We start from the raw sequence: 21,850 nt of genomic DNA, 5'->3' as shown, positions 1-21,850 counted from the left end.
CGGGCTGGCCGGACGGTCGGCTTCGCTACCGCCTGGCCCACCACAGGCGGCAAGCCATCCGACAGCCAGCAAGGCCGGGGCAAACTGTTTCATCACGCATCCCTCCCACTCATGGATCACACCAAAGAGCATGACACGGGATTCAGGGCGAATCTGGGGCGAAATCAGGGACGTGGGCCGAAAACTGTCTGGCCGGGTTCCAGCCGGCGGCGAGCATGATGGACGAAATCGACCATCAGCGGTCGTGTCTCGCGCGGATCGATGATCTCTTCCGCGAAGAAGGCCTCGGCCGTGCGGAACGGGTCCTCCATCGCCTCGAACTTCTTGTAGAGGTCTTTCAGGAGCGCTTCCTTGTCATCAGTCTCGGCGAGTTCCTTGCGGAAGGCCGCCTCGATACCGCCGGACATGGGCAGCGAGCCCCAATTTCCGGACGGCCAGCAATAGCGCCACTTCGCCTTGGTCGGGTTCATCATCGCCGAGCCTGCCAGCCCGAACGCCTTGCGGATGACGACCGCGCAGACCGGTACACTCGCCTGGTAGACAGCCGCCATGGCGCGCACGCCTTTCCGCGTCACACCCGCTGTCTCGTGCTTCACGCCGACGGCAAAGCCCGCACAATCGACAAAGTGGATGACCGGCAGGTGGAAGGTCGAGCAGAGATCCATGTGCCGGATGACCTTGGCGCAGACATCGGCCGTCCAGGCGCCATCGAGGAAGTAGGGATTGCCGGCAAGGATGCCGACCGGGTGGCCGTCGACGCGGGCGAGCCCCGTGACGATACCGCGGCCCCAGTGCGCCCCGATCTCGAAAAAGCTGTCCTTGTCGACGGTGGCATTGATGATCTTCTGCGGCTTGTAGGGCGTCTTGCCATCGGTCGGCACGATGGAGATGAGGTCCTCTTCCTTGCGGTTCGGATCGTCCGTCGGCGGGGTGACCGGTGGCAGCTCGTGAACCGAGGACGGGAGGTAGGAGAGAAAGCGTTTGGCCGCCTTGAAGGCGTCGGCTTCCGTGTCGACGGCATCATCGACCGTGCCATTGCGGGCCTGGATCTCCCAGCCGCCGAGCTCCTCCTTGGAAACATCTTCGCCGATGGCAATCGCCACGGGCGGCCCGGCGACAAAGACCTGGGAGAGCTCCTTGACCATGACCGAGTAATGGCTTGAACCGACACGGCCCGCACCCAGCCCCGCGCAGGGCCCGAGCGCCAGCGAGACCATCGGGATCTCGCCCATGCCCTCGACCAGCAGCTCCCAGCTCGGCGTTTCGGGGATATAGGTGCGCGGATCCTTGAGGAACATCTTGATCGAGCCGCCCCCGCCCGTCCCGTCGACGAGCTGGACCAGCGGCATGCGGTATTCGATGGCCTGCTTCAGCGCGATGGTGGTCTTGCCGCGGATCGAAGCGTCGGCCGCCCCGCCGCGCACGGTGAAATCATCGGCCAGCACCATGGCCGGCCGGCCATCGAGCCGCGCCCGACCGACAACCGAATTGGACGCCATGAAGCTTTCGAGCTGTTCGTCCTCGTCATAGGTCGCCACGCCGGCGATCTTGCCGATCTCGTGGAAACTGCCCGGATCGACCAGGAAGGACACGCGCTCGCGGACCGTCAGCTTGCCGCGCCCACGCTGGCGCGCCACCGGCTCCTCGCCGCCCATCTTCTCCGCCATGCGTTCGCGCCGGCGAAGCTCTTCAATCGACTTTTCCCAACTCATAGGGTGATCAATCCAATCTTGGTGACGGGTCCGTCAAGAACATTCCGGCCTTTCCACCAGGATGACGCAAGGACAATCAGGGCGGAAAAGAATCATGATTGATTCACATACCAACCAGTTGGTATGCATGCATTCATGTCAAAGCCTCAACGGATTTCCGCCCGGACGAAACTGCTTGATGCGACGCTCACCATGGTGCGCCAGCAAGGCTTTGCCGCGACCAGCGTGGATGAACTCTGCAAGGCAGCCGGCGTCACCAAGGGCGCCTTCTTCCATCACTTCGACAGCAAGGAGGCACTCGGCGTGGCGGCGGCCGATTACTGGTCGGAAACGACTGGCGCAATGTTTGCGGCCGCGCCTTATCACGAGATTGAAGACCCGGTGGAGCGCTTGCTCGGCTATATCCGGCTGCGCCGCGACCTGCTCGAGGGCGAGGAAGCTGAATATACCTGTCTCGTCGGGACAATGGTTCAGGAGGCCTATGCCTCCAATCCGGCCATTCGCGATGCCTGCAGGACGTCCATTTTCGGCCACGCTGAAACGCTGGAAGACGACATCCAGGCCGCCATCGATGCGCACGGGCTGTCTCCGGACTGGACCGCAAAGAGTCTCGCCCTGCATACGCAGGCCGTCCTGCAGGGCGCGTTCATTCTTGCCAAGGCAAGCGGTGAGCGCGCCGTTGCCAAGGAGATGGTCGACCATCTCGCCCGCTATATTCGCTCCCTCTTTCACGAAATGCCTGTGGATCAGGCCTCACACCCCTAATAAAAAAGGAGCTACGTCATGACCGCAAAACCGAAGGTCCGCACCTGCCTGTGGTTCGACGGCAGAGGCGAAGAGGCCGCGGAATTCTACACCAACCTCTTGCCCGACAGTTTCATCGAGAGCCGCTCCTATCCCGAACCCGGTAAACCGGCCCTTGTCGTGGAGTTCATGCTCGCTGGCGCGCCCTATATGACGCTCAATGGCGGCACTATGTTCCAGCACTCGCCGGCCGCATCCATCTCGGTTCTGACAAAGGACCAGGCCGAAACGGACAAGCTCTGGGACACTCTAATCAAACATGGCGGCAAGGAAAGCATGTGTGCCTGGCTGATCGATGGCTTTGGTATATCCTGGCAAATCATCCCCGAGGTCCTCCCACGTATGATGGAAGCCGAAGACAAGGCCGGTGCCATGCGCGCCAGGGAGGCCATGATGAAGATGAAGAAGATCGACATTGCAGGCCTGCAAGCCGCCTTTGACGGACACACTCCCCAGTGACATGAGAGGGGCAACTTGTCGGCGCCCATGAGCGAACTCTTCGTGTCCTTTCAGTGACATGCGCAGGAAAGCAGAGTGATTGCCTCTTGCTTTCCCTAGTGTCGGCCTGCTTTATCCCCTGAAGGTTCCACTCGAGGAGGCGTCCATGGATCTCGCAACCCTAACCCAGAAAGCCAACGAAGCCGTCACAGCCGGCAGCGACTTCAACAAGAAGGTGAAGTTCGACTTCGGCGATGTCGGCAAGCTTTTCATCGACGGTGCCAATGGCACGGCAGACAATTCCGACGGCGATGCCGATGCAACGGTCAAGGTCGACTGGGAGGACTTCAAGAAGCTGGCCTCCGGCGACATGGACCCGACCATGGCCTTCATGCAAGGCAAGCTGAAGGTGCTGGGCGACATGTCGGTCGCCATGCAGCTCCAGAGCCTGATGAAGAAGCTCGCCTGAGGCAGCCCTTGTCCGCCCGGCGCGGACACTCATCTGACCAGGAGGGCGCTGGAGCGATGGCTCACAGCGCCCTTTTTGATTTGAAGGACCCGGTATGACGGCAAATGACACCAGCGATCTCGGGCAGTTCGTCCAGGTGCCGGGCAACCCGCCCCCCGACGGCGCGAGGATCATCTGGTTCGAAGGCATTGCCGGGCGGCGCTTGCGCGCCTGCATGGCCCCCTCGCCGCGCGAGACGCCCCGCGGCACGGTCATTGTCTGCCCCGGGCGCACCGAGTTTATCGAGAAGTATTTCGAAGTCGCCCGCGAGCTTCAGGACCGCGGCTTCGCCGTCGTGATCCTGGACTGGCCCGGGCAGGGCCTTTCGGAGCGGCTGCTGGAAGACCGGGCGAAAGGCCATATCGACCGGTTCGAGACTTTCATGGGCGCGCTCAGGAACGGTCTGGACGCCTTTGATGACCGCCTGCCCCGGCCCTATGTCTGCCTCGCCCATTCGATGGGTGGTGCGATTGCGCTGGCGGCTTTGACTCAAAAACTGGTCAAGGTCGAAGCGGCGGCCTTCTCGTCGCCGATGTGGGGCCTGCCGGTTAATCTTGCCGCGCGTTACCTGATCTGGGCCATGCGTGCCATGGGCCGCTCGAACGATTATGTCCGCCAGCCGGGGCCGCCGGAAAAGTTCGAGGACAATATCGTCACCCATGACCGCAAACGCTGGCAGCTGCAGCGCGACCTGATCGATGCCGCACCGGAGCTGGAGCTTGGGCCGTTTACCTGGGGCTGGCTCGGCGCGTCGCTCGATATTCTCAATCAGACCACCAAGCCCGCCCTGCTGCGCGGTGTCGACATTCCCGTCTTTGTGGCCAGCGCCGAAGAGGAGCAGCTGGTCGACAACAAGGCGCATACCCGCGTGGCCAGGCACCTGCCGCATTGTCGGCATGTGACGGTCGAGGGCGCCCGCCACGAAATCTTGATGGAAACCGACGACAAGCGCGCCGAATTCTGGACCGGATTTGACGCCCTGATCGAGGGCGCCGGCATCTGACATTCGGCAGCCAGGTCAGTGACGCAAGGTCAGCGCTTTCCGGCGATGCGCGTCGGTCTATGTCCAGCTCACCGCAAACGCCAAGGAGCCCCCGGCATGATCAGGATCCATCACCTCGAACATTCGCGTTCGCAGCGTATTCTCTGGCTTCTGGAAGAACTTTCGGTGCCCTACGAGATCGTCCACTACAAGCGTGATCCGGACACCATGCTGGCCCCGGAGGCGCTGCAGAAGGTTCACCCGCTCGGCAAGTCACCTGTACTCGAAGAGGACGGGATAATCGTCGCAGAGACTGGCGCCATTATCGAGTACATCATCGAACAACATGGCGGCGGGCACCTGAAACCGCCGCCCGGCACGCCCGAGGCGCGCGCCTGGACCTATTGGCTGCATTATGCCGAAGGCTCGGCCATGCCGCCGCTTCTGATGAAACTGGTCTTCGAGCGTCTGCCGCAAGGGGCCAATCCGCTGATGCGCCCATTGTTCAAGGGCATTGCCTCACGCGCGCAGGCCGCCTTCGTCGACCCGCGCCTGAAGCAGCATATCGAATTCTGGGACACGTCCCTAGCCGAAACGGGCTGGTTTGCCGGCAGCGACTTCAGCGCCGCCGACATCATTATGAGCTTTCCGCTGGAAGCCGCCGCCGATCGCGCCGGGGCCGACGCATACAGGAACGTCAAGGCGTTCCTGGAGCGCATTCATGCCCGCCCGGCCTATCAGGCCGCCCTGCAGAAGGGCGGGCCTTACGCCTATGCCTGAGGCGGCAGCCTACTCGCCGTCGTCGACGGGCTTCGACTGAAGCTGGATATAGTTCTGGATGCCGACCCGCTCGATGAGGTCGAACTGGGTTTCGAGGAAGTCGATATGCTCTTCCTCGCTGTGCAGGATCTTGCCGAGCAGGTCGCGGCTGCCATAGTCGCGGATCGATTCCGCATACTCCATACCATCGCGCAGGAGCGCGACGGCCTCGATTTCCATTTTCAGGTCGGACTGCAGCATTTCCTCGACCGACTCACCGATCATCAGCTTTCCGAGGTCCTGCAGGTTGGGCATGCCTTCAAGATACAGGATGCGCTCGATCAGCCAGTCGGCATGCTCCATCTCCTCGATAGATTCCTTGTACTCGAAATGGCCGAGGCGGCTAACGCCCCAGTCATTCAGCATGCGGCTGTGCAGGAAGTACTGGTTGATCGCGGTCAGCTCATTCTTCAGCGCCGCGTTGAGAAATTCTATGACTTTCGGATCGCCCTTCATGGCGGCCTCCTTGAATCTGGAATCGGGAATGCTGCAGTGGAGATAACACGACGAACCCGATTCTCAAGGAGAAAAATCGAATAAAATCAGATGCTTATGATAGTGAGAAGCAATTGCAGGCAGTAAAATGTTCTCGGCTTTCAAGCCAAGCTTTTGAATCAATTGCAATTTGATGTCTGGAGAAAGAGAGCGCCTACTCAGCCGCTACAATCGGCTGATCCGGCGGCATGGCGTCGACAGCGTCGGAAATCATCTCGCCCATGACCGGCATGCACTTGCCGCAGTTGAACCGGCATCCATGATGGGCCTGAACGGCCGCAGGGCTGCGAGCGCCTGCATCGATTGCGGCCTGCACGCCCTTGTCATTGATACGTCTGCAAATGCAAATGATCATGGTTCGCAATAAGCCCCACATGCGAATGATTGTCAATAACATTGTTCAGGATTCTTTGCCGTGAGAATGTTTTCAATTTCCGAGTAATTTTCACGACCGCCGATGACGCTTCTTCAGACTTTTGTGGCAGCGTCAGGCCATGCACAACGGACCGCTGATAACCGAGTCGCCTGTGCGCGTTTCCTACCGGCGAGCGCTGATCATAACGATGATCACCCTCATCGTGAGCCAGCTGATCACGGCGATCGCCATTCTCGTCTGCGACATCCCTGAGGATATTCTTCGTGAGATTGTCGGTATCTGGTTTGCCCTCGCCGCCATCTGTTCGACGGTCGTCGCCTTTCCCCTGGCCCTGGTCTTTCAGCGTGAACGCCTGAAACTTGCCCGGGCCATGCAGCAGCTGGAAGAGGTCCACGCCGAACTCGCCCGCCGCGCACGTCTGGATCCGCTGACCGGCATCCTCAACCGCGAGGCTTTCCTGACCCGCATCAAACGCTTCCAGGAACAGGAGGTCTCCGGCGCGATGCTCATGGTCGATATCGACCACTTCAAACAGATCAATGACACGTACGGCCACCATGCCGGCGACAAGGCCCTGCAGCTCGTTGCCAACGCGATCGAGCAGGCGATGCGCGACCAGGACATTGTCGGGCGGATCGGCGGTGAGGAATTCGGGGTCTTCGTGCCGGGAGAAAAAGCCGAACTTGCCGGGCTTGTGGCCGAACGCATCCGCCTGGCGATCGCCCGGATCGATTTCAAACCGGAGCCCGGTCTCCGCTACGGGATCACGGCCAGCATCGGCGTGGCCCAGGGCGCCTATTCCGACAAGGTCTCGGAACTGTTTCGCATGGCCGACAACCGGATGTATGACGCCAAACAGGCCGGGCGAAACCGGGTTGTCATCGATGCGGCGGCCTGATCGGCCCGGCCCCCTTGCATCGTCAGCTTGACCGCGTCCCCCTGCCCTTCTACCTCCGGCACGGCCCATTTACCGACGGAGACATCATGAGCGCGCTATCCACCCTCGCCGAGAGTGCAAAGGCATGGCCCTTCGAACAGGCCCGTGCCCTGCTCAAACGGCTGGAGAACCTGGAGCGCGCCGGCACGCCGAAGGAAGGTCCGGTGACGTTCGAGACCGGCTATGGTCCGTCCGGCCTGCCGCATATCGGCACCTTCGGCGAAGTCGTGCGCACGACCATGGTGCGAAACGCCTTCGAGACGTTGACGGATGGCAAGTATGAAACCCGTCTCATCTGCGTCTCCGACGATATGGACGGCATGCGCAAGGTGCCGCCAACGGTGCCGAACCCGAAAGAGCTTGAGCCCTACCTGCAAATGCCGCTGACCGCCGTGCCGGACCCGTTCGGCACGCATGAAAGCTATGGCGCGCATATGGGATCGCGGCTCTGCGCCTTTCTCGACAATTTCGGCTTCGACTATGAGTTCAAGTCGGCCACCGAGCTTTACAAGTCAGGCGCCTTTGACGCGGCCCTGCTGCGCGCGCTGGAAAAGTTCGACGAGATCATGGGCGTAATGCTGCCCACGCTGGGAGCCGAGCGCCAGGCGACCTATTCGCCCTTCCTGCCCATCTCCCCGACCACGGGGCGTGTGCTTTATGTGCCGATGAAGGCGACCAACCCGCAAGATGGCACCATCACCTTCGAGGATGAGGACGGCACCGACGTCACCATCCCCGTCACCGGCGGCAACACCAAGCTGCAATGGAAGCCCGACTTCGGCATGCGCTGGGCCGCTCTCGGCGTCGACTTCGAAATGTTCGGCAAGGACCACCAGGACAATGCGCCGATCTATTCGAAGATCTGCCAGATCCTCGGGAGCCGTCCGCCGCAGCAATATGTCTACGAGCTTTTCCTGGACGACAAGGGCGAGAAGATCTCCAAGACCAAGGGCAACGGCATCTCGGTCGATGACTGGCTGGCTTATGCGCCGCAGGAAAGCCTGTCGCTGTTCCAGTTCCAGAAGCCGCGCGCAGCCAAGAAACTCTATTTCGACGTCATCCCGAAAGCGGTCGACGAATATCTGACCTTCCTGTCGAAATACCCGCAAGAGGAGCCGGCCCGCCAGATCGAGAATCCCGTCTGGCACATCCATTCCGGCAACCCGCCAGCCGGCGACACACCGGTCTCGTTTGCGCTGCTTCTGAACCTGGTCAGCGCCGCCAATACCGAGACGAAGGAACAGCTCTGGGATTTCATCTCGCGCTATGCGCCCGAGGCGAGCCCGGAAAGCCACCCGCTGCTCGACACGCTCGCCGGCTATGCGATCCGCTATTATGAGGACTTCGTCCAGCCGACCAAGGTTTACCGGGCCCCCGACGAGAAAGAGCGCGCGGCCATGGAGGAGCTTGCCGAGCGGCTCAGCCTGATCGAGGGCGATGCCACGGCCGAAGAGCTGCAGACGCTCACCTTCGAAATCGGCAAGAAACACGCCTTCGACAACCTGCGGGACTGGTTCAAGGCGCTTTACGAAGTCCTGCTCGGCCAGAGCCAGGGGCCGCGCTTCGGCGGCTTTGCCGCACTCTATGGCGTCCACGAGACCGCACGGCTGATCAAGAACGCGCTGGCGCGATAAAGCGGCCCTCCGCACAATAAAAAAGCCCCTGCCGGCATCCGGCAGGGGCTCTCAAGTCTGACGCAGGCGTTTCGCCTACTCGGCCGCGATCAGCGTCTGCTTCTTTGCGGGCAGGCCGCCTTTCGGCCAGTTCTGCCAGAGCTCTTCTTCATGGCTCTTGGCTGCCTCGACAGAGGCATCCTTGACGTGGCCGTAGCCACGGATCTCGTCGGGAACGGAGGCAATCGCGATGGCAAGCTCGTGATTCTTCTTCGTCAGGCCCTCCGAGAGCTTCACGACGTTTTCGAGATAGTCATCGCGCAGCTGACGCTCCATCTTGCGCTCCGCCGTCCAGCCGAACGGGTCGAAGCGGGTGCCGCGCAGGCCCTTGAAGCGCTTCATGAGCCTGAAGGCCGTCTTCATCCAGGGGCCGAACGGCTTCTTCTTGAGATGGCCATCGGCATCCTTCTTGGCAAAGACGGGCGGGGCCATGTGGAACTGGATCTTCCCGCCATGGAAGGTCTCGCGCAGCTTCTTGTCGAAGGTGCCATCCGTGAAGAGACGGGCGACTTCATACTCGTCCTTGTAGGCCATGACCTTGAAGGCGTACTTCGCCACGGCGGTGGTGAAGCCTTCGCCCAGCCCGGCCTTTTCCTCATCGGCGCGAACCTTGGCGACGAGATCGCGATAGCGCTTCGCATACGCCTCGTTCTGATAGGCCACGAGACGGCTGGCGCGATCCTCAATGATGTCGTCGAGCGTCATCGGCTTGGCATCGCCGCGCGGGTCATGGGTCTTTTCAAGGCGTTTCGGATCGGCCGCAGCAAGCCGGCCGACATCGAAGGCCTTCATGTTGTCCTCGATCTTCACGCCATTGAGCTTGATCGCGCGGTAGAGGGCCCGGAGAGATACGGGCACATGCCCTTTCTGCCAAGCATAACCGACCATGATCATGTTCGTGTAGATCGCATCGTTCATGTAAAGCAGCGCCAGCGCTTCGGCATCCAGCGTCCCGAAATCGCGGGCCTGGCGCTTGACGCGCGCAGACAGCATCTGGCTCTCGAATTTCTTGGACCGGTCACGGATAAACTCGCTCGTCGGGGTCACGTCGGCATTGGCCGAGGCTGCCGTGCGGCCGACATCCATCAGACCCAGCGCGGCCCCGCTGGCAGCCACGACCAGGTCGCAGGCGATGATCGCATCCGCAGAGGCCGGCGGCACGCGGCCCGTCGAGATCATGTCCGGCTCCTTGGCGAACCGCAGGTGCGAGAGCACCGGCCCGCCCTTCTGGGCAAGCCCCGTCATGTCGAGACTTGAAGAGGCGTTGCCATCGACGTGCGCAGCCATGGCGAGCACGGCGGCTACGGTCGTCACGCCTGTCCCGCCAACACCAGTGAACAGCACGTTCCACGGCTGGGCGAGCGGCGGCAGGTCCGGCAGCGGAAGCCCTGAAGCATCCACATCGAGTCCCGGCTCGTCCTCGGCGGCAAAGTGCGCGTCCTTGATGGTCACGAAACTCGGACAGAAGCCGCGCAAGCAGGAGAGGTCGGTGTTGCAGGTCGACTGGTTGATACGGCGCTTGCGGCCGAGATCGGTCTCGACCGGCTCAACCGAAAGACAGTTCGACTTCACCGAGCAATCCCCGCAGCCTTCGCAAACCTCCTGGTTGATCATGACGCGCACGCGGTCCGGCTTGCGCAGGCCGCGCTTGGAGCGGCGGCGTTTCTCTGTCGCGCAGATCTGGTCATAGATGAGGACCGACACACCCTTGGTCTCGCGCAGCATGTGCTGGACCTCATCCAGCTCCTCGCGGTCATAGATGCGCACCGAGCGCGGCAGGCCCTTCACGCCGGCATAGCGGGTCGGGTCCTCGGTCACGATGACGATCTTGGTTACGCCCTCGGCCTCGACCTGCTGGGCGATGTTCACCGGGGTCTGGCTGGATTCGACATGCTGGCCGCCAGTCATGGCAACCGCATCATTGTAGAGGATCTTGTAAGTCATGTTCGCGCCGGAGGTAACAGCGGCACGAATGGCCAGAGAGCCGGAGTGCGAATAGGTGCCGTCGCCGAGATTAACGAAGACATGGTCTTCTTCCGTGGCGAAATACTGGCCGAGCCAGGCAACGCCTTCGCCGCCCATCTGGCTGGTCATGTCGGTCGGCCGGTCCGGCATGAAGTTCGCCATGTAGTGGCAACCGATACCCGCCATGGCGCGCGAGCCTTCCGGCACGACGGTGGAGGTGTTGTGCGGGCAACCCGAGCAATAGTGCGGCGAGCGCACGGTGGGCGATGCATTCGAGAGCGCGGCTTCGCCAGCTGCTCCCACACGCTTGAAATACTGCTCGGCCGTGGAGGTGTCCCAGTCGCCCGGCACACGGCGCATCAGCGCATCGGCCATTTCCGGCACGGGAATGGAGCCGACCTGGCTGAGCAGCGGCTTTCCGTCCTTGTCCAGTTTGCCTTCAATGAAGGGGCGCTGATTGTCCGGAAGGCTGTAAAGCACGGCGCGCAGCTGTTCCTCGATAAGCGGGCGCTTGTGTTCGATCACCAGGACGCTTTCCAGGCCCCGGCAGAACTCGCGGATTGCGCTCGGTTCGAGCGGCCACGGCATGGCGACCTTGAAGACGCTGATCCCGAGGCGGCCCGCCTCTTCCGGGGTCAGGCCGATGGCTGCCAACGCCTCGAAGATGTCGCGCGCGGCCTGACCGGTGGTAATGATCCCGATGCGCGGCTTTGGCGCCGGGACAAGAATGTGGTCGAGCCCATTCGCCTTTACCCAGGCCTGGGCGGCCGGCAGCTTTACATTGCGCAGCCGACGTTCCTTCTCGAGCGGATTGTCACCACGGCGCATATGCACGCCATCTTCCGGAAAATCGAAATCGGGCTTGATGAGCTTCAGCCGGTCCAGCGTCACGTCGACAACCGCGCCGGAATCCATCGTATCGGCCAGCGCGATCAGCGCCGACCATGCCCCGGTAAACCGGCTCATCGCCCAGCCATGAATGCCGTAATCGAGAATGTCCTGGATAGAGGCCGGGTTGAGGACGGGAATTTCCGCGTCCTGCATCGCGAATTCAGATTGCGACGGCAGGGTGGACGATTTGCACATATGGTCGTCGCCGCACACCGCGAGCACGCCCCCGAGACGCGACGAGCCGGCGGCATTGGCATGCTTGATCGCGTCGCCTGAACGGTCGACGCCCGGCGCCTTGCCGTACCAGATGCCAAAGAGACCATCGCGCTTGGCGCCCGGAAAGAGACCGAGCTGCTGGGAGCCCCACACCGCTGTCGCGCCCAGATCTTCGTTCAGGCCTTCCCAGAACTCGATGTCATGGGTATCGAGCCACTTCTGCGCAGCGCGCAGTTGCTGATCGTACCCCCCCAGAGGCGAGCCCCGATAGCCCGAGATAAAGCCGCCCGTGTTGTATCCGGCAGCACTATCGAGACGCTTCTGGTCAAGCGGCAGGCGCACGAGCGCCTGGATGCCAGTCATATAGGCATGCCCCTCGACAAGATCGTATTTATCGTTCAGCGTGACTTCGCGGTGTTCCAAGGAACAAACTCCCTATAAGTCTTTAAGCTACAATTTTTGCATTTTTCCGTGAAATAACTTGCCAATCTTGCGCCAAATAGCGTAAGAAAGGGCAAAGTGTTTCAAAATAACCCCAAGGGGAGCGAAAAATTGCCTCAGACGCTGGACGCCATCGACGCAAAGATCCTCGATCTTATCCAGAAAGACGCCGCCCTTTCGGTCGCAGAAATCGCCGATCGGGTCGGTCTGTCCTCTTCGCCTTGCTGGCGCCGCATCAAGCGTATGGAAGAAGCCGGCATTATCGAGGGCCGCGTCACCCTGCTCGACCGTGACACGCTCGGGCTCGGTTTCGAAGTTGTCGCCAGCGTGAAACTGGCCCTGCCGAGCAAGGAAAACCTCAACAAGTTCGAACAGCTTGTCCGGAAATGGCCGGAAGTCCTCGAATGCATGACAGTGACCGGCGCAGTCGATTACGTGATCCGCATTACGACAACCGACATGCATGCTTATGACTCCTTCCTCAGAGAGAAACTCCTGGGGTCCGGCCTGGTTTCGGATGTGCAGTCGCGGATTGTCATCAACGTTGCCAAGCGCACCACGGCCCTGCCCCTCGGCCTGATCAGCGATTACGTGCCTGCGGGCTAGTTTTCAGACCTAAAAAAGATTGGATGGGGTGACATGGTCAGGACCGTACTTGCCATCATTCTTTCGGCCGGGCTCTGCGTGGCCGCGCGCGCCCAGGCCGTTGATGAAACCTGGCTCAAGCAGGCCGTCGACGAGACCCGCGAGAGCCACGACCTGATCGCACTTGGCGCGGCGGTGGCCATTGTCGGTAGGGAGCCCACGATTGCCGTCTCCGGGACGGTCTCGAAAGGCTCCGACACGCCTGTGGCCAGGACCGACGCCTGGCATATCGGCTCGAATACAAAGGCGCTAACGGCCCTGCTCTATGCCCGGCTGGCCGAAGACGGCCTTGCCGACTGGGGCGACAGCCTGCCCGACCTCTTTCCGAAGATGGCTGAGGAGATGGATCCCGCCTGGCAGGATACGAGGATTGAAGACCTCTTTGCCCATCGCTCCGGTCTTGGACAGATCGGTCCGATCTGGGTGCTCGCCCGGCGCAATGACGACGCGCCCGTCCGTGAGCAGCGTCTGGCCACGGTGGAGAGCCGGCTGACAAAACCCCCGGCTGGCGAACCGGGAACGTTCGAGTACAGCAATCTCAATTATATCGTGGCCGGCGCCGCGATCGAACGGCTGATCGAGATGAGCTGGGAAGACGCCATCAAGGCCTACATCTTCGACGCTGAGGGCGCGAGCTGGTCGGAAGGCTGGGGCTTCGGCCCGCCGCAAACAGGCCTTGAGGGCCACAACCGGAACATTGTCGGCTGGCGCTCCTCTGTCGGGCGCGGGAAGAGCGCCGACAATCCCGAAGCGCTTGGGCCCGCCGGTACGGCCCATGTGCCGCTTGCGTCACATGCGCGCCTTCTCCTCCAGTTCGTTGATGAGGACAGCACACTCATCACGCCGGACATGCGCGACCACCTTCTCGCGCCCTGGCCGGATGAAACCGCCAATTATGCGATGGGGCTGGCCGTCAGCGATCACCCACAACTTGGCCGGGTCTACCTGCACAATGGCTCCAACACGATGTGGCTGTCACGGATCGCCCTGGTGCCATCGCACGATGCGGTGATCATCGTGAACACCAATGAGTATTCCGATGCCGCCAAGGACGCGACGGGCATCCTGCTGGAAAAGCTCCAGACGAAGCTTGCAGAGGATAGCTAGCCGCCAGCCGGCATGATGCGGGTGGCGTGGCCGTCCGACCGGTTGAGCGTCTTCACCTGTCCGCTTGGCCAGGTCTGCAGCCGGGTTTCCATGGACGGAGACGACCGGTTGCCGCCGAACAGCGCTTCGGACTCGAAACAGAGCCAGGCCAGCGGTGCTTCCGGCGTGGCGGTTGCCCCGGCCTCGGCGACCATCGACATGATCGATGCGATCACCTCGCGCGGGGGATAGATCAGGAAAACCGAGTGAAAGACCACAGTCAGCCCGTGCGCCGGGCGTTCGGCAAGTCTGCGAACCAGCCAGTCCGCTGCATCGGCCTTCTCGACGGCAATCCCGGTCTTCTGCGCCAGCGTGACCGCCGCATCGAGCCGGGCAAGCCGTTCGGTCTGGTCAGCCCACGTATAGCATTTGAGCCGCAACACATCGTCCGCGTCGGAGAGATCGAAGGGCGAGAGATCACAGGCTGCGCGGCTTGCGACCTGCGGCCTGGCATCGAGGTGCCCGGGCGGGCCGAGCTGCCAGTCAGCGGTGATCAGAACATCGCTCTTCGAGGGCGCGGGACGCTGCCAGGTCTCCGCTGTGTAACTGTAGCGGTCCCAGTTCTGGTTAAGCCCGGCACTCGCGCCCAGCTCAAGCAGGTGCATCGGCATATCATAGATGGCGGCCAGTTCGAGAAAACCCGGCAGAAGAGCGATGCAGCGCCGGGTCTCATTGGTCTGCGGCGGGCTCTTGAGGAAGGCGCAGACCCAGTCGCCTTCAGACGCCAGCCAGTCGCGCGCAACCGGCCAGACTTGCCTGATCGACCAGTCTTCGCGCTGGTCGGGGTATTCTGCCGCCAGCTCCGGCGCGCGCCCCGACAGGACAGCATGATGGAGACATCCGGCCAGCCGCAGGGCCAGCGCATCCTTGCGCGGATTGGTCGGCCAGTCAGAAACAAGGCCGGCGACAATGCCGCCGGCCTCGAAATCGTCTGCAAAGGCAAGACAGAGATCTGCCGTAAAGGGCGAGCCAAGCGCCCGGCACCACTTCGCCTGCTCGCGGAAGTGGGCCGGAATGGCTGCTCTTTGTTGCACCACGCGGGCGCCTCGCGCCTAGACCCGCTCCACGCACATGGCGATGCCTTCACCGCCACCGATGCAGAGCGAGGCAACGCCCTTCTTCACGTCACGGTCTTCCATGGCGCCAAGCAGCGTCACAAGGATGCGGGCGCCGGAGGCCCCGATCGGGTGACCCATGGCACAAGCGCCGCCGTGCACGTTGACGATGTCGTGGGAGAGACCGAATTCCTTCATCGCGATCATCGGGACGACGGCGAAGGCCTCATTGATTTCCCAGAGATCGACATCTTCCTTTTTCCAGCCGGCCTTTTCGAGCGCCTTCTTCATCGCCGGGACAGGGGCCGTTGTGAAGTATTTCGGCTCATGGGCGTGGCTGGAAGAGGACACGATCTTCGCGATCGGCTTGAGGCCGCGCTTCTCGGCTTCCGACTGCTTCATCAGGACCAGGGCCGCAGCGCCGTCGGAAATTGCCGAAGCATTGGCAGCCGTCACGGTGCCATCCTTGCTGAAGGCCGGCTTCAGGGACGGGATCTTGTCGGGGCGCGCGGTGCGCGGCAGCTCATCGGTGTCGACGGTGACGTCGCCCTTGCGGGTCTGCATGGTGACCGGCACGATCTCGCGCTTGAACTTGCCGCCTTCGGTCGCCTTCTGGGCGCGGCTCAGCGTCTCGAGCGCATAGGCGTCCTGCTGTTCGCGAGTGAACTGGTATTCCTGGGCGATCATGTCGGCGAAAACGCCCATCGCCTTGTTCTCATAAGCGTCTTCAAGCCCATCGGTGGCCATGTGATCGCGCATGGTCGACGGCCCGTACTTGTGGCCCTTGCGCATATCGACCAGGTGCGGCGCATTGGTCATCGATTCCATGCCGCCGCTCACCACGATGCTGGCATTGCCGGACTGGATGGCGTTCCAGCCCATGACAGCCGCCTGCAGGCCGGAGCCGCACATCTTGTTGATGGTGGTCGCTTCGGTGTGCTGGTCGAGGCCGGCCTTGATCGCGGCCTGGCGCGCCGGCGCCTGGCCCTGACCGGCCGGGAGACAGTTGCCCATGATGATTTCGTTGACTTCATCCGGCTTGAGCTTGGCTTCCTCGGAAGCGGCCTTCACCGCAATCGCACCCAGCTCATTTGCGGACAGGCTCGCAAGATCACCCAGCAGGCCTCCCATCGGGGTGCGTGACATACCAACAATTACGACGGGATCCTCAGCCATATTTTCCTCCTGGGCTTTATCGAATGTTGCGTGTGCGAAGATGTGCGCCTCAGATCTCGCAGCGTCAAGGTCTTACAGGGCCGAGATAGCGGATCACTCGTTGATCCGGACGCTCATACGGCCAAGCGTGGGGCTGACGACATCGAAGACATCGCCCGGCCGTCTTCCCGGCGGATAGGTCACACAGGTTTCCGTTTGCGACATCAACGAGGCGGTACAGAGCCGGTCGTCATTCACCCGCCACGTCCCTTCGAATTCGGCATCCGCCGCCTGGCCATGATAGGTGCCGTCCTCCTCGAAGGTCATCGGTATGGTGAAGCCCTGGGCGGTAATGACGGCTCCTCGGTTGAGGACGTGGCGCAGCGTGTCATTGGCCTGGCCCTGCGCCTGTGCAGCGAGCGGCGGGACAAGAAACGGAATGGCAGCAAGCCACAAGACATGACGCATGGACACAAACCTCCTCAGGCTGGCTGCTCGACGGCATCGGCCATCGCCTGATAGAGGGCAACGAGCTCATCCTTCAATGCCTCACCTTCACACCGTCTTGCCACAACGGTGCTGGCATAGTGATGCGGATCGAGGTCCGGCCAGAACTCCTTCTGCGCGAGAAACGCATCATAAGCCTGTCCGGTCTCGCCTATCTGAACCAGCGCCGTGGCCAGCCGATAGACGGAATCCGGCGTCCGGAAGATGCGCGTGGATGTCTCGGCATACTCGGCCGCCAGCTGATAGTCCCCATTGTTCAGATGCGATTGCGCGATCCAGGTCAGCACGACCCAGCGCACCGGATTGTCCGGCGATAGCGAACGGTCATAGGCGATCATCCTGTCGATGACCTGCCGGGGCGTGCGGCTGCAGGTATATCGCGCAGAATAGCTCATGAAGCGGGCCATAGGGTGGCTCGGATCCAGCTCCAGCAGACGGTCCAGATAGGCATCGGCCCGGTCAAAATTGCCCGCATGCCAGTAATACATGGCCGCCCCGAACAGCGCATCGGCATCTTCAGGCGCCAGCTCTATCGCGCGGCGCGCATGCAGGGCCGCTTCCTGCGCGCGGTCCGGCGTATCGAGTTCCGGCACCATATTGGCAAGATAGGCATATTTCTCCGCAAGAATGGCATGCGCCGGCCCGAAATCCGGCTGCAGGGCAATCGCCTGTTCGGCGAGAGCCGCCCGCTCCACTTCCCATGCCTGACTGTTGACCGCGACGCCCGGCGTCCACATTGCCTGTAGGTAAAGCTCCCAGGCCGTCTGCTCGTCTGTCGGCTTGTTCGAAAGGGCTTCGCTGGCTGCCCCGAGCAGCTGCGGGCGAAGCTCCGAGGCGAGCGCCAGGACGATTTCATCCTGCACGTCGAAAATATCGGCGTCGCGTCTTTCATAGTCTTCCGCCCAGATCGTACGCCCCGTTGTCAGTGCGGTCAGCTGGACATTGACCCGGAAACGTCCCTCCACGCGCTGCAGGCTGCCTTCGAGCACATAATCGGCATCGAGACTGTCCCTCGTCTCCCCGGAGGCCGAGGTACGGGTCACCACGTCGATCGTGGGAATACGGCTGAGCGCCCGGATCAGCTCATCGGTGATGCCGTCTGCAAGAAAACTGTCGGTAAAGGTATGACCGGACTCCTTGAGCGGCAGGACGGCAACGGTGATGGCATCTTCATTGCCTGGCACAGAAACCTCACTCTGCGCGCGGTCCGGATTCCGCAGGAAATTGTTAGACAGCACCGCAGTAAAGAGCACGGCGAGCAGGATGACACCGACGGCAGACACAGCGATCCAGTAGCCCGCAGGCAGGACCGCCTGGCGCCCGGCAGCAGGCCCCTCATCTCCCGGCCCCGCCTCGGCGACCGAGGGGACCGGACGATAGGCGAATGTGGGCGCGTACTGGCCCTTCTTGATCGTGATCCGGACGGGATCATGTGCCCCGTCGCCGAGATAGTGCTCGTCGAGAAGCCGGCGCAAGCGCCCGGTCTGGACCCGCACAATTGAGTCTGTCGATGGGTCGAAATCCTCCGGGCGGTCGAAGACATCCACACCAATGGCGTAGCCCTTGAGTTTCTCGCCTTCGCCATCCAGGACCGCCTTGACCAGATAGGCCAGCAACTCACTCATGCGCGGAGACGAGACGAACTTCTGCGACCGCAGAATCCGTGCAAGCTGTTGCTCGATCTCGTTTCGTCCCGGTGTCACAAAAGCCCACCCATTCCGGCTGCAATGTCACGCAATCACGTGATACCCGCCTGAAACCCTGTGTAACGGAATTCCGGGACAGCCGGAAGTTCGACTCCATCCGGAATTCATCAGAACACTGAATTAAAATAAATTTTTTTGGCGAAAAACGACTGTTACATCAGCCCCTGAGGCGCCAAATGTCCATGTAACGGTAAGACACTGACATATGAGGCTACATTTCCTTAGGCAGGAGAGAAACAAGCCAGCTGCCGTAGCAGCTGTGTTTCTCTGCTCAAGGAACTGACGCCATGCCGTCTGACACGTCCAACCGCGCCTCCGGGCTGCAGCCACGCTGCAAGCTCGGCAAGTTCAGCTTCTCTCCCGTTCGCGTGTTTCGGGAAGGCGACTTCGGTCTTTCCGCGCGTGAGATCCAGACGCTCACCCTCATCCTGGAGGAGATTCCCCTCCGGGAGATCGCGACCCGCATGGAAGTCTCCATGCACACCGTCGATACCTTTAAACGCCGGCTGTTCGAAAAGCTCGGCGTGACGACCCTGGCCGGCGCGGCCGCCGTGGCCACGGCTCATCTTGCAGGCATGGCCCTGGTCCAGCAGGACAACACCGCCTGAGCGCGCCAATTTCCGTCAGCGTTACAGGAATGCTTCCTGATCCATCAGGATGGCCCGGTCGATAATGTCGATCAGTTCGTCATCGATGTCTGAAACCTGTCTGACCTTCACATGACGGTGCATTTTTCCCGTGCCCTCGATACGGCCGAGATAATGCGGCGCCAGCTGCACGCCTGACCAGAGCTGGAGGTTGCAATGATGCCTGTGCGCGATGACCGAGAGGACACGTTGATGGCCCGACCAGCACGGGCTGCCCCAGGCCAGCGTCGCCTTGAGGGATGGCCCCTGGCGATAGATAGCTTCGCTCAGCGCCAGGGCGACAGGCTTCATGGCGCCGTCGAGCTGCGCGAAATACTGCTTAACTGCCTTCGGCATCGGCATGATGTCATGCCCTTCACCAGACCCCTCTTGTGTAGAGAAGACGCCAAAGACAGCGGCTTGTGAAGAGCTGCGCGCCAAAAAGTGTGCCGCCCCCGGAGGAAACACAAAAAAGAGGCGGGCCTGCACCCCGCCTCTCTCTGTCTTGTGTCCTGAGGTTCCGCTTTACCAGATGCGGATGCGCTCTTCCGGCGGCAGGTAAAGGTCATCTTCTTTCGTGACGTCGAAGGCCTCATACCATTCGTCGAAGTTCCGCACGATGCCGTTGACGCGGTAATAAGGCGGAGAATGTGGATCGGTCAGGAGCTGCTGACGCAGCGCATCGTCGCGATACTTCGACCGCCAGACCTGCGCCCAGGCCATGAAGAAACGCTGGTCGCCTGTATAGCCGCCGAGAACGGGGGCCTCCTCATCCTCGCTGATGGTGCCGTCATTATTCTCGTCGAGGCTCATCTTGTAGGCCTTGTAAGCCATGGAGAGGCCGCCAAGGTCACCGATATTCTCGCCGAGGGTCAGGCGTCCATTCACGCAGGTCTCGCCGTCGTCGATCGGACAATAGGCTTCATACTGGTCGACGAGGGCATCGGTAAGCGCCTTGAAAGCCCTCTCGTCTTCTTCGCTCCACCAGTTGCGCAGCAGGCCGTCCCCATCTGACTTGGCGCCCTGATCATCGAAGCCGTGCCCCATTTCGTGGCCGATCACGCCGCCAATAGCGCCGTAATTGATGGCCGGATCGGCGCTGATATTGAAGAAAGGCGGTTGCAGGATGGCGGCCGGGAAGACGATCTCGTTGCGGTTCGGCGAATAATAGGCGTTCACCGTCTGCGGCAGCATGAACCACTCTGTCTCGTCGATCGGCCCGCCCAGCTGGTCGATCATGTCCTGATAGGCCCAGCGATTGGCCTCCATATCGTTTGCGAAGGCATCGTCGGTGACCTGGAAGTCGTCATAGGTCTCGAACTTTTCCGTATACCCGATCTTCGGCGTGAACTTGTCGAGCTTCTTGTAGGCTTCCGGCTTGGTGTCCTCACTCATCCAGTCGATGTCATGAAGATTGTCGGAGAGGGCCTTGCGCAGGTTCGAGACAAGCTCGTCCATCTCTGCCTTGTTCTCCGGCGGGAAGTAGCGCTCCGCATAGACCTTGCCGACGGCTTCTCCGAGCGCGCCCTCGACGGCCTGGACACCGCGCTTCCAGCGTTCGCGCTGCTCTTCCTGCCCGTTCAGTAGCTTGCCATAAAGCTCGAAGGAGGCGTCGTCGATCTCGGCCGGAAGGACATCGGCGCGGTTCGAGAGGAAGTGCGCCGCCGAATAGGCCTTCCAGTCCTCAAGGCTCTCATTCGCCATCAGATCGAGCAGGCCAGCAATCCCGCCACCGGAAATCTCGGAAAGCTGGTCCTCGCTGAGGCCATACGCCTCGATCTCTTCGGGCGTCGGGGCGAATTGGCGCACGACGAAGCTCTCCTGATCGCCAAGCCCAAGGTCTTCAAGCAGGGCGGCGACCGGGAAGTCGGGTTCAAGCGCCACGAGCTCTTCCCTAGAGAGCTTGTTATAGGTCAGGTTCCGGTTGCGGCTGACCGTGCGGTCCCACTGCGCACGCGCAATCTTTTCCTCAAGGTTATAGACACGCTCGGCCCAGCCTTCCGGCTCGGGATAACCGGCCTTTTCGAGAAGCAGGGCGAGGTAATCCTTGTAGGCTTCCCGGTATTCGAGGTTCTTCTTGGTATCCTCAAGATACATGTCCCGGTCGGGCAGGCCGAGACCGGCCTGGGTGACATAGAAGATATAGCTGTCGGGCGCCTTTGAATCGACATCGACCCAGCCGGCCACAGGCGACGCGAAGCCCGGGCGCGAGAAGATGTTGGCCAGTCCCTCACGTGTTTCGACATCAGCGATATCGTTGAGATAGGGCTGAGCCGGGGCAAGCCCCTTCTCATTGATGGTCTCGGTATCGAGATAGGCATTGTAATAGGCCGCAACCTTGCCCTTCAGAGTAGACGGGTCAGGCTTTTCAGCCGCCAGGTCATCGATGATGAAGCGGACGCGCTGCTCGGATTTCTCGCGCAGCAGGGTGAACGAGCCATAGGAGGTCCGGTCTGCCGGGATCTCGAAATTGTCGAACCAGGTGCCGTTGACATAGTCGAAGAAGTCATCGCCCGGCTCGACGCTGTCCTTCATCGAAGCGAGATCGAGACCGAAGGTCCCCCAGTCATCGCGCGATGTCGTTTCCACTTCCCTTGCCGGGGCCTCTGTCTCCGGTGTTTCTGCTGGTGCCTCGGCGGTGTCGCTCGCTTCTGGCGGCGGGACCACTTCCTGAGTGGCGCAGGCGCCCAGCACGACCAGAGCCGTGCTCGCAAGGAAAAGTGATTTCATCCTTTATTCTCCCTTGGACAATA

Annotated in this window: 20 protein-coding genes; 10 read left to right on the top strand and 10 right to left on the bottom strand. The window is 61.5% G+C overall.

The window, feature by feature from the left end; translation table 11 throughout:
* Nucleotides 1–164: 164 nt before the first annotated feature.
* Nucleotides 165–1,712, bottom strand: a complete 1,548-nt coding sequence (locus tag B8784_RS09350) for an acyl-CoA carboxylase subunit beta (protein WP_169712618.1) — start codon at nt 1,710–1,712, stop codon at nt 165–167.
* 135 nt (nt 1,713–1,847) lie between these two features.
* On the opposite strand from B8784_RS09350, the gene B8784_RS09345 reads away from it, so the two are divergent.
* The 5 genes from B8784_RS09345 to B8784_RS09325 all read left to right on the top strand — a co-directional run bounded on the left by B8784_RS09345 (nt 1,848) and on the right by B8784_RS09325 (nt 5,224).
* Complete coding sequence (locus tag B8784_RS09345; protein WP_084397755.1) at nt 1,848–2,477, top strand: TetR/AcrR family transcriptional regulator; 630 nt, start codon at nt 1,848–1,850, stop codon at nt 2,475–2,477.
* A gap of 18 nt (nt 2,478–2,495) precedes the next feature.
* Entirely contained in the window at nt 2,496–2,975 is a 480-nt protein-coding gene (locus tag B8784_RS09340; RefSeq protein ID WP_084397686.1) for a VOC family protein, read from the top strand.
* Nucleotides 2,976–3,120: 145 nt separating this feature from the next.
* Nucleotides 3,121–3,423 carry an SCP2 sterol-binding domain-containing protein gene (locus B8784_RS09335; RefSeq protein ID WP_084397685.1) on the top strand — a complete coding sequence of 101 codons (303 nt, stop codon included), beginning with the start codon at nt 3,121–3,123 and terminating at the stop codon, nt 3,421–3,423.
* 94 nt (nt 3,424–3,517) lie between these two features.
* On the top strand, nt 3,518–4,465 hold the full coding sequence (locus B8784_RS09330; protein ID WP_084397684.1) for an alpha/beta fold hydrolase: 948 nt from the start codon (nt 3,518–3,520) through the stop codon (nt 4,463–4,465).
* Between the two features lie 96 nt (nt 4,466–4,561).
* Nucleotides 4,562–5,224, top strand: coding sequence for a glutathione S-transferase family protein (locus B8784_RS09325; protein WP_084397683.1), 663 nt, complete (start codon nt 4,562–4,564; stop codon nt 5,222–5,224).
* A 9-nt stretch (nt 5,225–5,233) separates the two neighbouring features.
* Here B8784_RS09325 and bfr read toward each other — a convergent pair whose 3' ends face one another.
* Complete coding sequence (gene bfr, locus B8784_RS09320; protein WP_084397682.1) at nt 5,234–5,719, bottom strand: bacterioferritin; 486 nt, start codon at nt 5,717–5,719, stop codon at nt 5,234–5,236.
* A 193-nt stretch (nt 5,720–5,912) separates the two neighbouring features.
* A complete protein-coding gene (locus tag B8784_RS09315; RefSeq protein ID WP_084397754.1) occupies nt 5,913–6,113 on the bottom strand; it encodes a (2Fe-2S)-binding protein in 201 nt (66 codons plus the stop codon).
* A 139-nt stretch (nt 6,114–6,252) separates the two neighbouring features.
* Here B8784_RS09315 and B8784_RS09310 point away from each other — a divergent pair, with 139 nt between their 5' ends.
* Nucleotides 6,253–7,032: a GGDEF domain-containing protein gene (locus tag B8784_RS09310; protein WP_084397681.1), complete on the top strand. Its 780-nt coding sequence runs from the start codon at nt 6,253–6,255 to the stop codon at nt 7,030–7,032.
* 86 nt (nt 7,033–7,118) lie between these two features.
* Nucleotides 7,119–8,705 (top strand): lysine--tRNA ligase, encoded by a 1,587-nt coding sequence (locus tag B8784_RS09305; RefSeq protein WP_084397680.1) that lies wholly within the window; start codon nt 7,119–7,121, stop codon nt 8,703–8,705.
* A gap of 75 nt (nt 8,706–8,780) precedes the next feature.
* On the opposite strand, the gene B8784_RS09300 is transcribed toward B8784_RS09305, so the two are convergent.
* Nucleotides 8,781–12,239: an indolepyruvate ferredoxin oxidoreductase family protein gene (locus tag B8784_RS09300; RefSeq protein ID WP_084397679.1), complete on the bottom strand. Its 3,459-nt coding sequence runs from the start codon at nt 12,237–12,239 to the stop codon at nt 8,781–8,783.
* Between the two features lie 129 nt (nt 12,240–12,368).
* Here B8784_RS09300 and B8784_RS09295 point away from each other — a divergent pair, with 129 nt between their 5' ends.
* Together B8784_RS09295 and B8784_RS09290 are read left to right on the top strand one after the other, a co-directional pair.
* Complete coding sequence (locus B8784_RS09295) at nt 12,369–12,863, top strand: Lrp/AsnC family transcriptional regulator (RefSeq protein WP_084397678.1); 495 nt, start codon at nt 12,369–12,371, stop codon at nt 12,861–12,863.
* 33 nt (nt 12,864–12,896) lie between these two features.
* The gene (locus B8784_RS09290; RefSeq protein WP_084397677.1) at nt 12,897–14,009 is read left to right on the top strand and encodes a serine hydrolase domain-containing protein; all 1,113 of its coding nucleotides are present in this window, start codon (nt 12,897–12,899) and stop codon (nt 14,007–14,009) included.
* Here the strand turns inward: B8784_RS09290 and B8784_RS09285 are convergent.
* The 4 genes from B8784_RS09285 to B8784_RS09270 all read right to left on the bottom strand — a co-directional run bounded on the left by B8784_RS09285 (nt 14,006) and on the right by B8784_RS09270 (nt 18,468).
* Nucleotides 14,006–15,085 carry a DUF2332 domain-containing protein gene (locus B8784_RS09285; protein WP_233356044.1) on the bottom strand — a complete coding sequence of 360 codons (1,080 nt, stop codon included), beginning with the start codon at nt 15,083–15,085 and terminating at the stop codon, nt 14,006–14,008. The genes B8784_RS09290 and B8784_RS09285 overlap by 4 nt on opposite strands.
* A 15-nt stretch (nt 15,086–15,100) precedes the next feature.
* Nucleotides 15,101–16,279 carry a thiolase family protein gene (locus tag B8784_RS09280; RefSeq protein ID WP_084397676.1) on the bottom strand — a complete coding sequence of 393 codons (1,179 nt, stop codon included), beginning with the start codon at nt 16,277–16,279 and terminating at the stop codon, nt 15,101–15,103.
* 93 nt (nt 16,280–16,372) lie between these two features.
* Nucleotides 16,373–16,726: a hypothetical protein gene (locus B8784_RS09275; protein ID WP_084397675.1), complete on the bottom strand. Its 354-nt coding sequence runs from the start codon at nt 16,724–16,726 to the stop codon at nt 16,373–16,375.
* A gap of 14 nt (nt 16,727–16,740) precedes the next feature.
* Nucleotides 16,741–18,468, bottom strand: coding sequence for a tetratricopeptide repeat protein (locus B8784_RS09270; protein WP_143435396.1), 1,728 nt, complete (start codon nt 18,466–18,468; stop codon nt 16,741–16,743).
* A 290-nt stretch (nt 18,469–18,758) separates the two neighbouring features.
* Between B8784_RS09270 and B8784_RS09265 the strand changes: the two genes are divergently transcribed.
* Nucleotides 18,759–19,079 carry a LuxR C-terminal-related transcriptional regulator gene (locus tag B8784_RS09265; RefSeq protein ID WP_084397673.1) on the top strand — a complete coding sequence of 107 codons (321 nt, stop codon included), beginning with the start codon at nt 18,759–18,761 and terminating at the stop codon, nt 19,077–19,079.
* 21 nt (nt 19,080–19,100) lie between these two features.
* Here the strand turns inward: B8784_RS09265 and B8784_RS09260 are convergent, their stop codons facing one another.
* Nucleotides 19,101–19,454, bottom strand: a complete 354-nt coding sequence (locus tag B8784_RS09260) for a DUF1801 domain-containing protein (RefSeq protein ID WP_158085643.1) — start codon at nt 19,452–19,454, stop codon at nt 19,101–19,103.
* 168 nt (nt 19,455–19,622) lie between these two features.
* Nucleotides 19,623–21,827, bottom strand: coding sequence for a M13 family metallopeptidase (locus tag B8784_RS09255; protein WP_084397671.1), 2,205 nt, complete (start codon nt 21,825–21,827; stop codon nt 19,623–19,625).
* Nucleotides 21,828–21,850 lie beyond the last annotated feature (23 nt).

Source organism: Henriciella aquimarina (genome assembly GCF_002088975.1).
Classification (GTDB): domain Bacteria; phylum Pseudomonadota; class Alphaproteobacteria; order Caulobacterales; family Hyphomonadaceae; genus Henriciella; species Henriciella aquimarina.
Note: the sequence above shows the minus strand (reverse complement) of the source record. Positions and strands in the feature narration are given on the sequence as shown.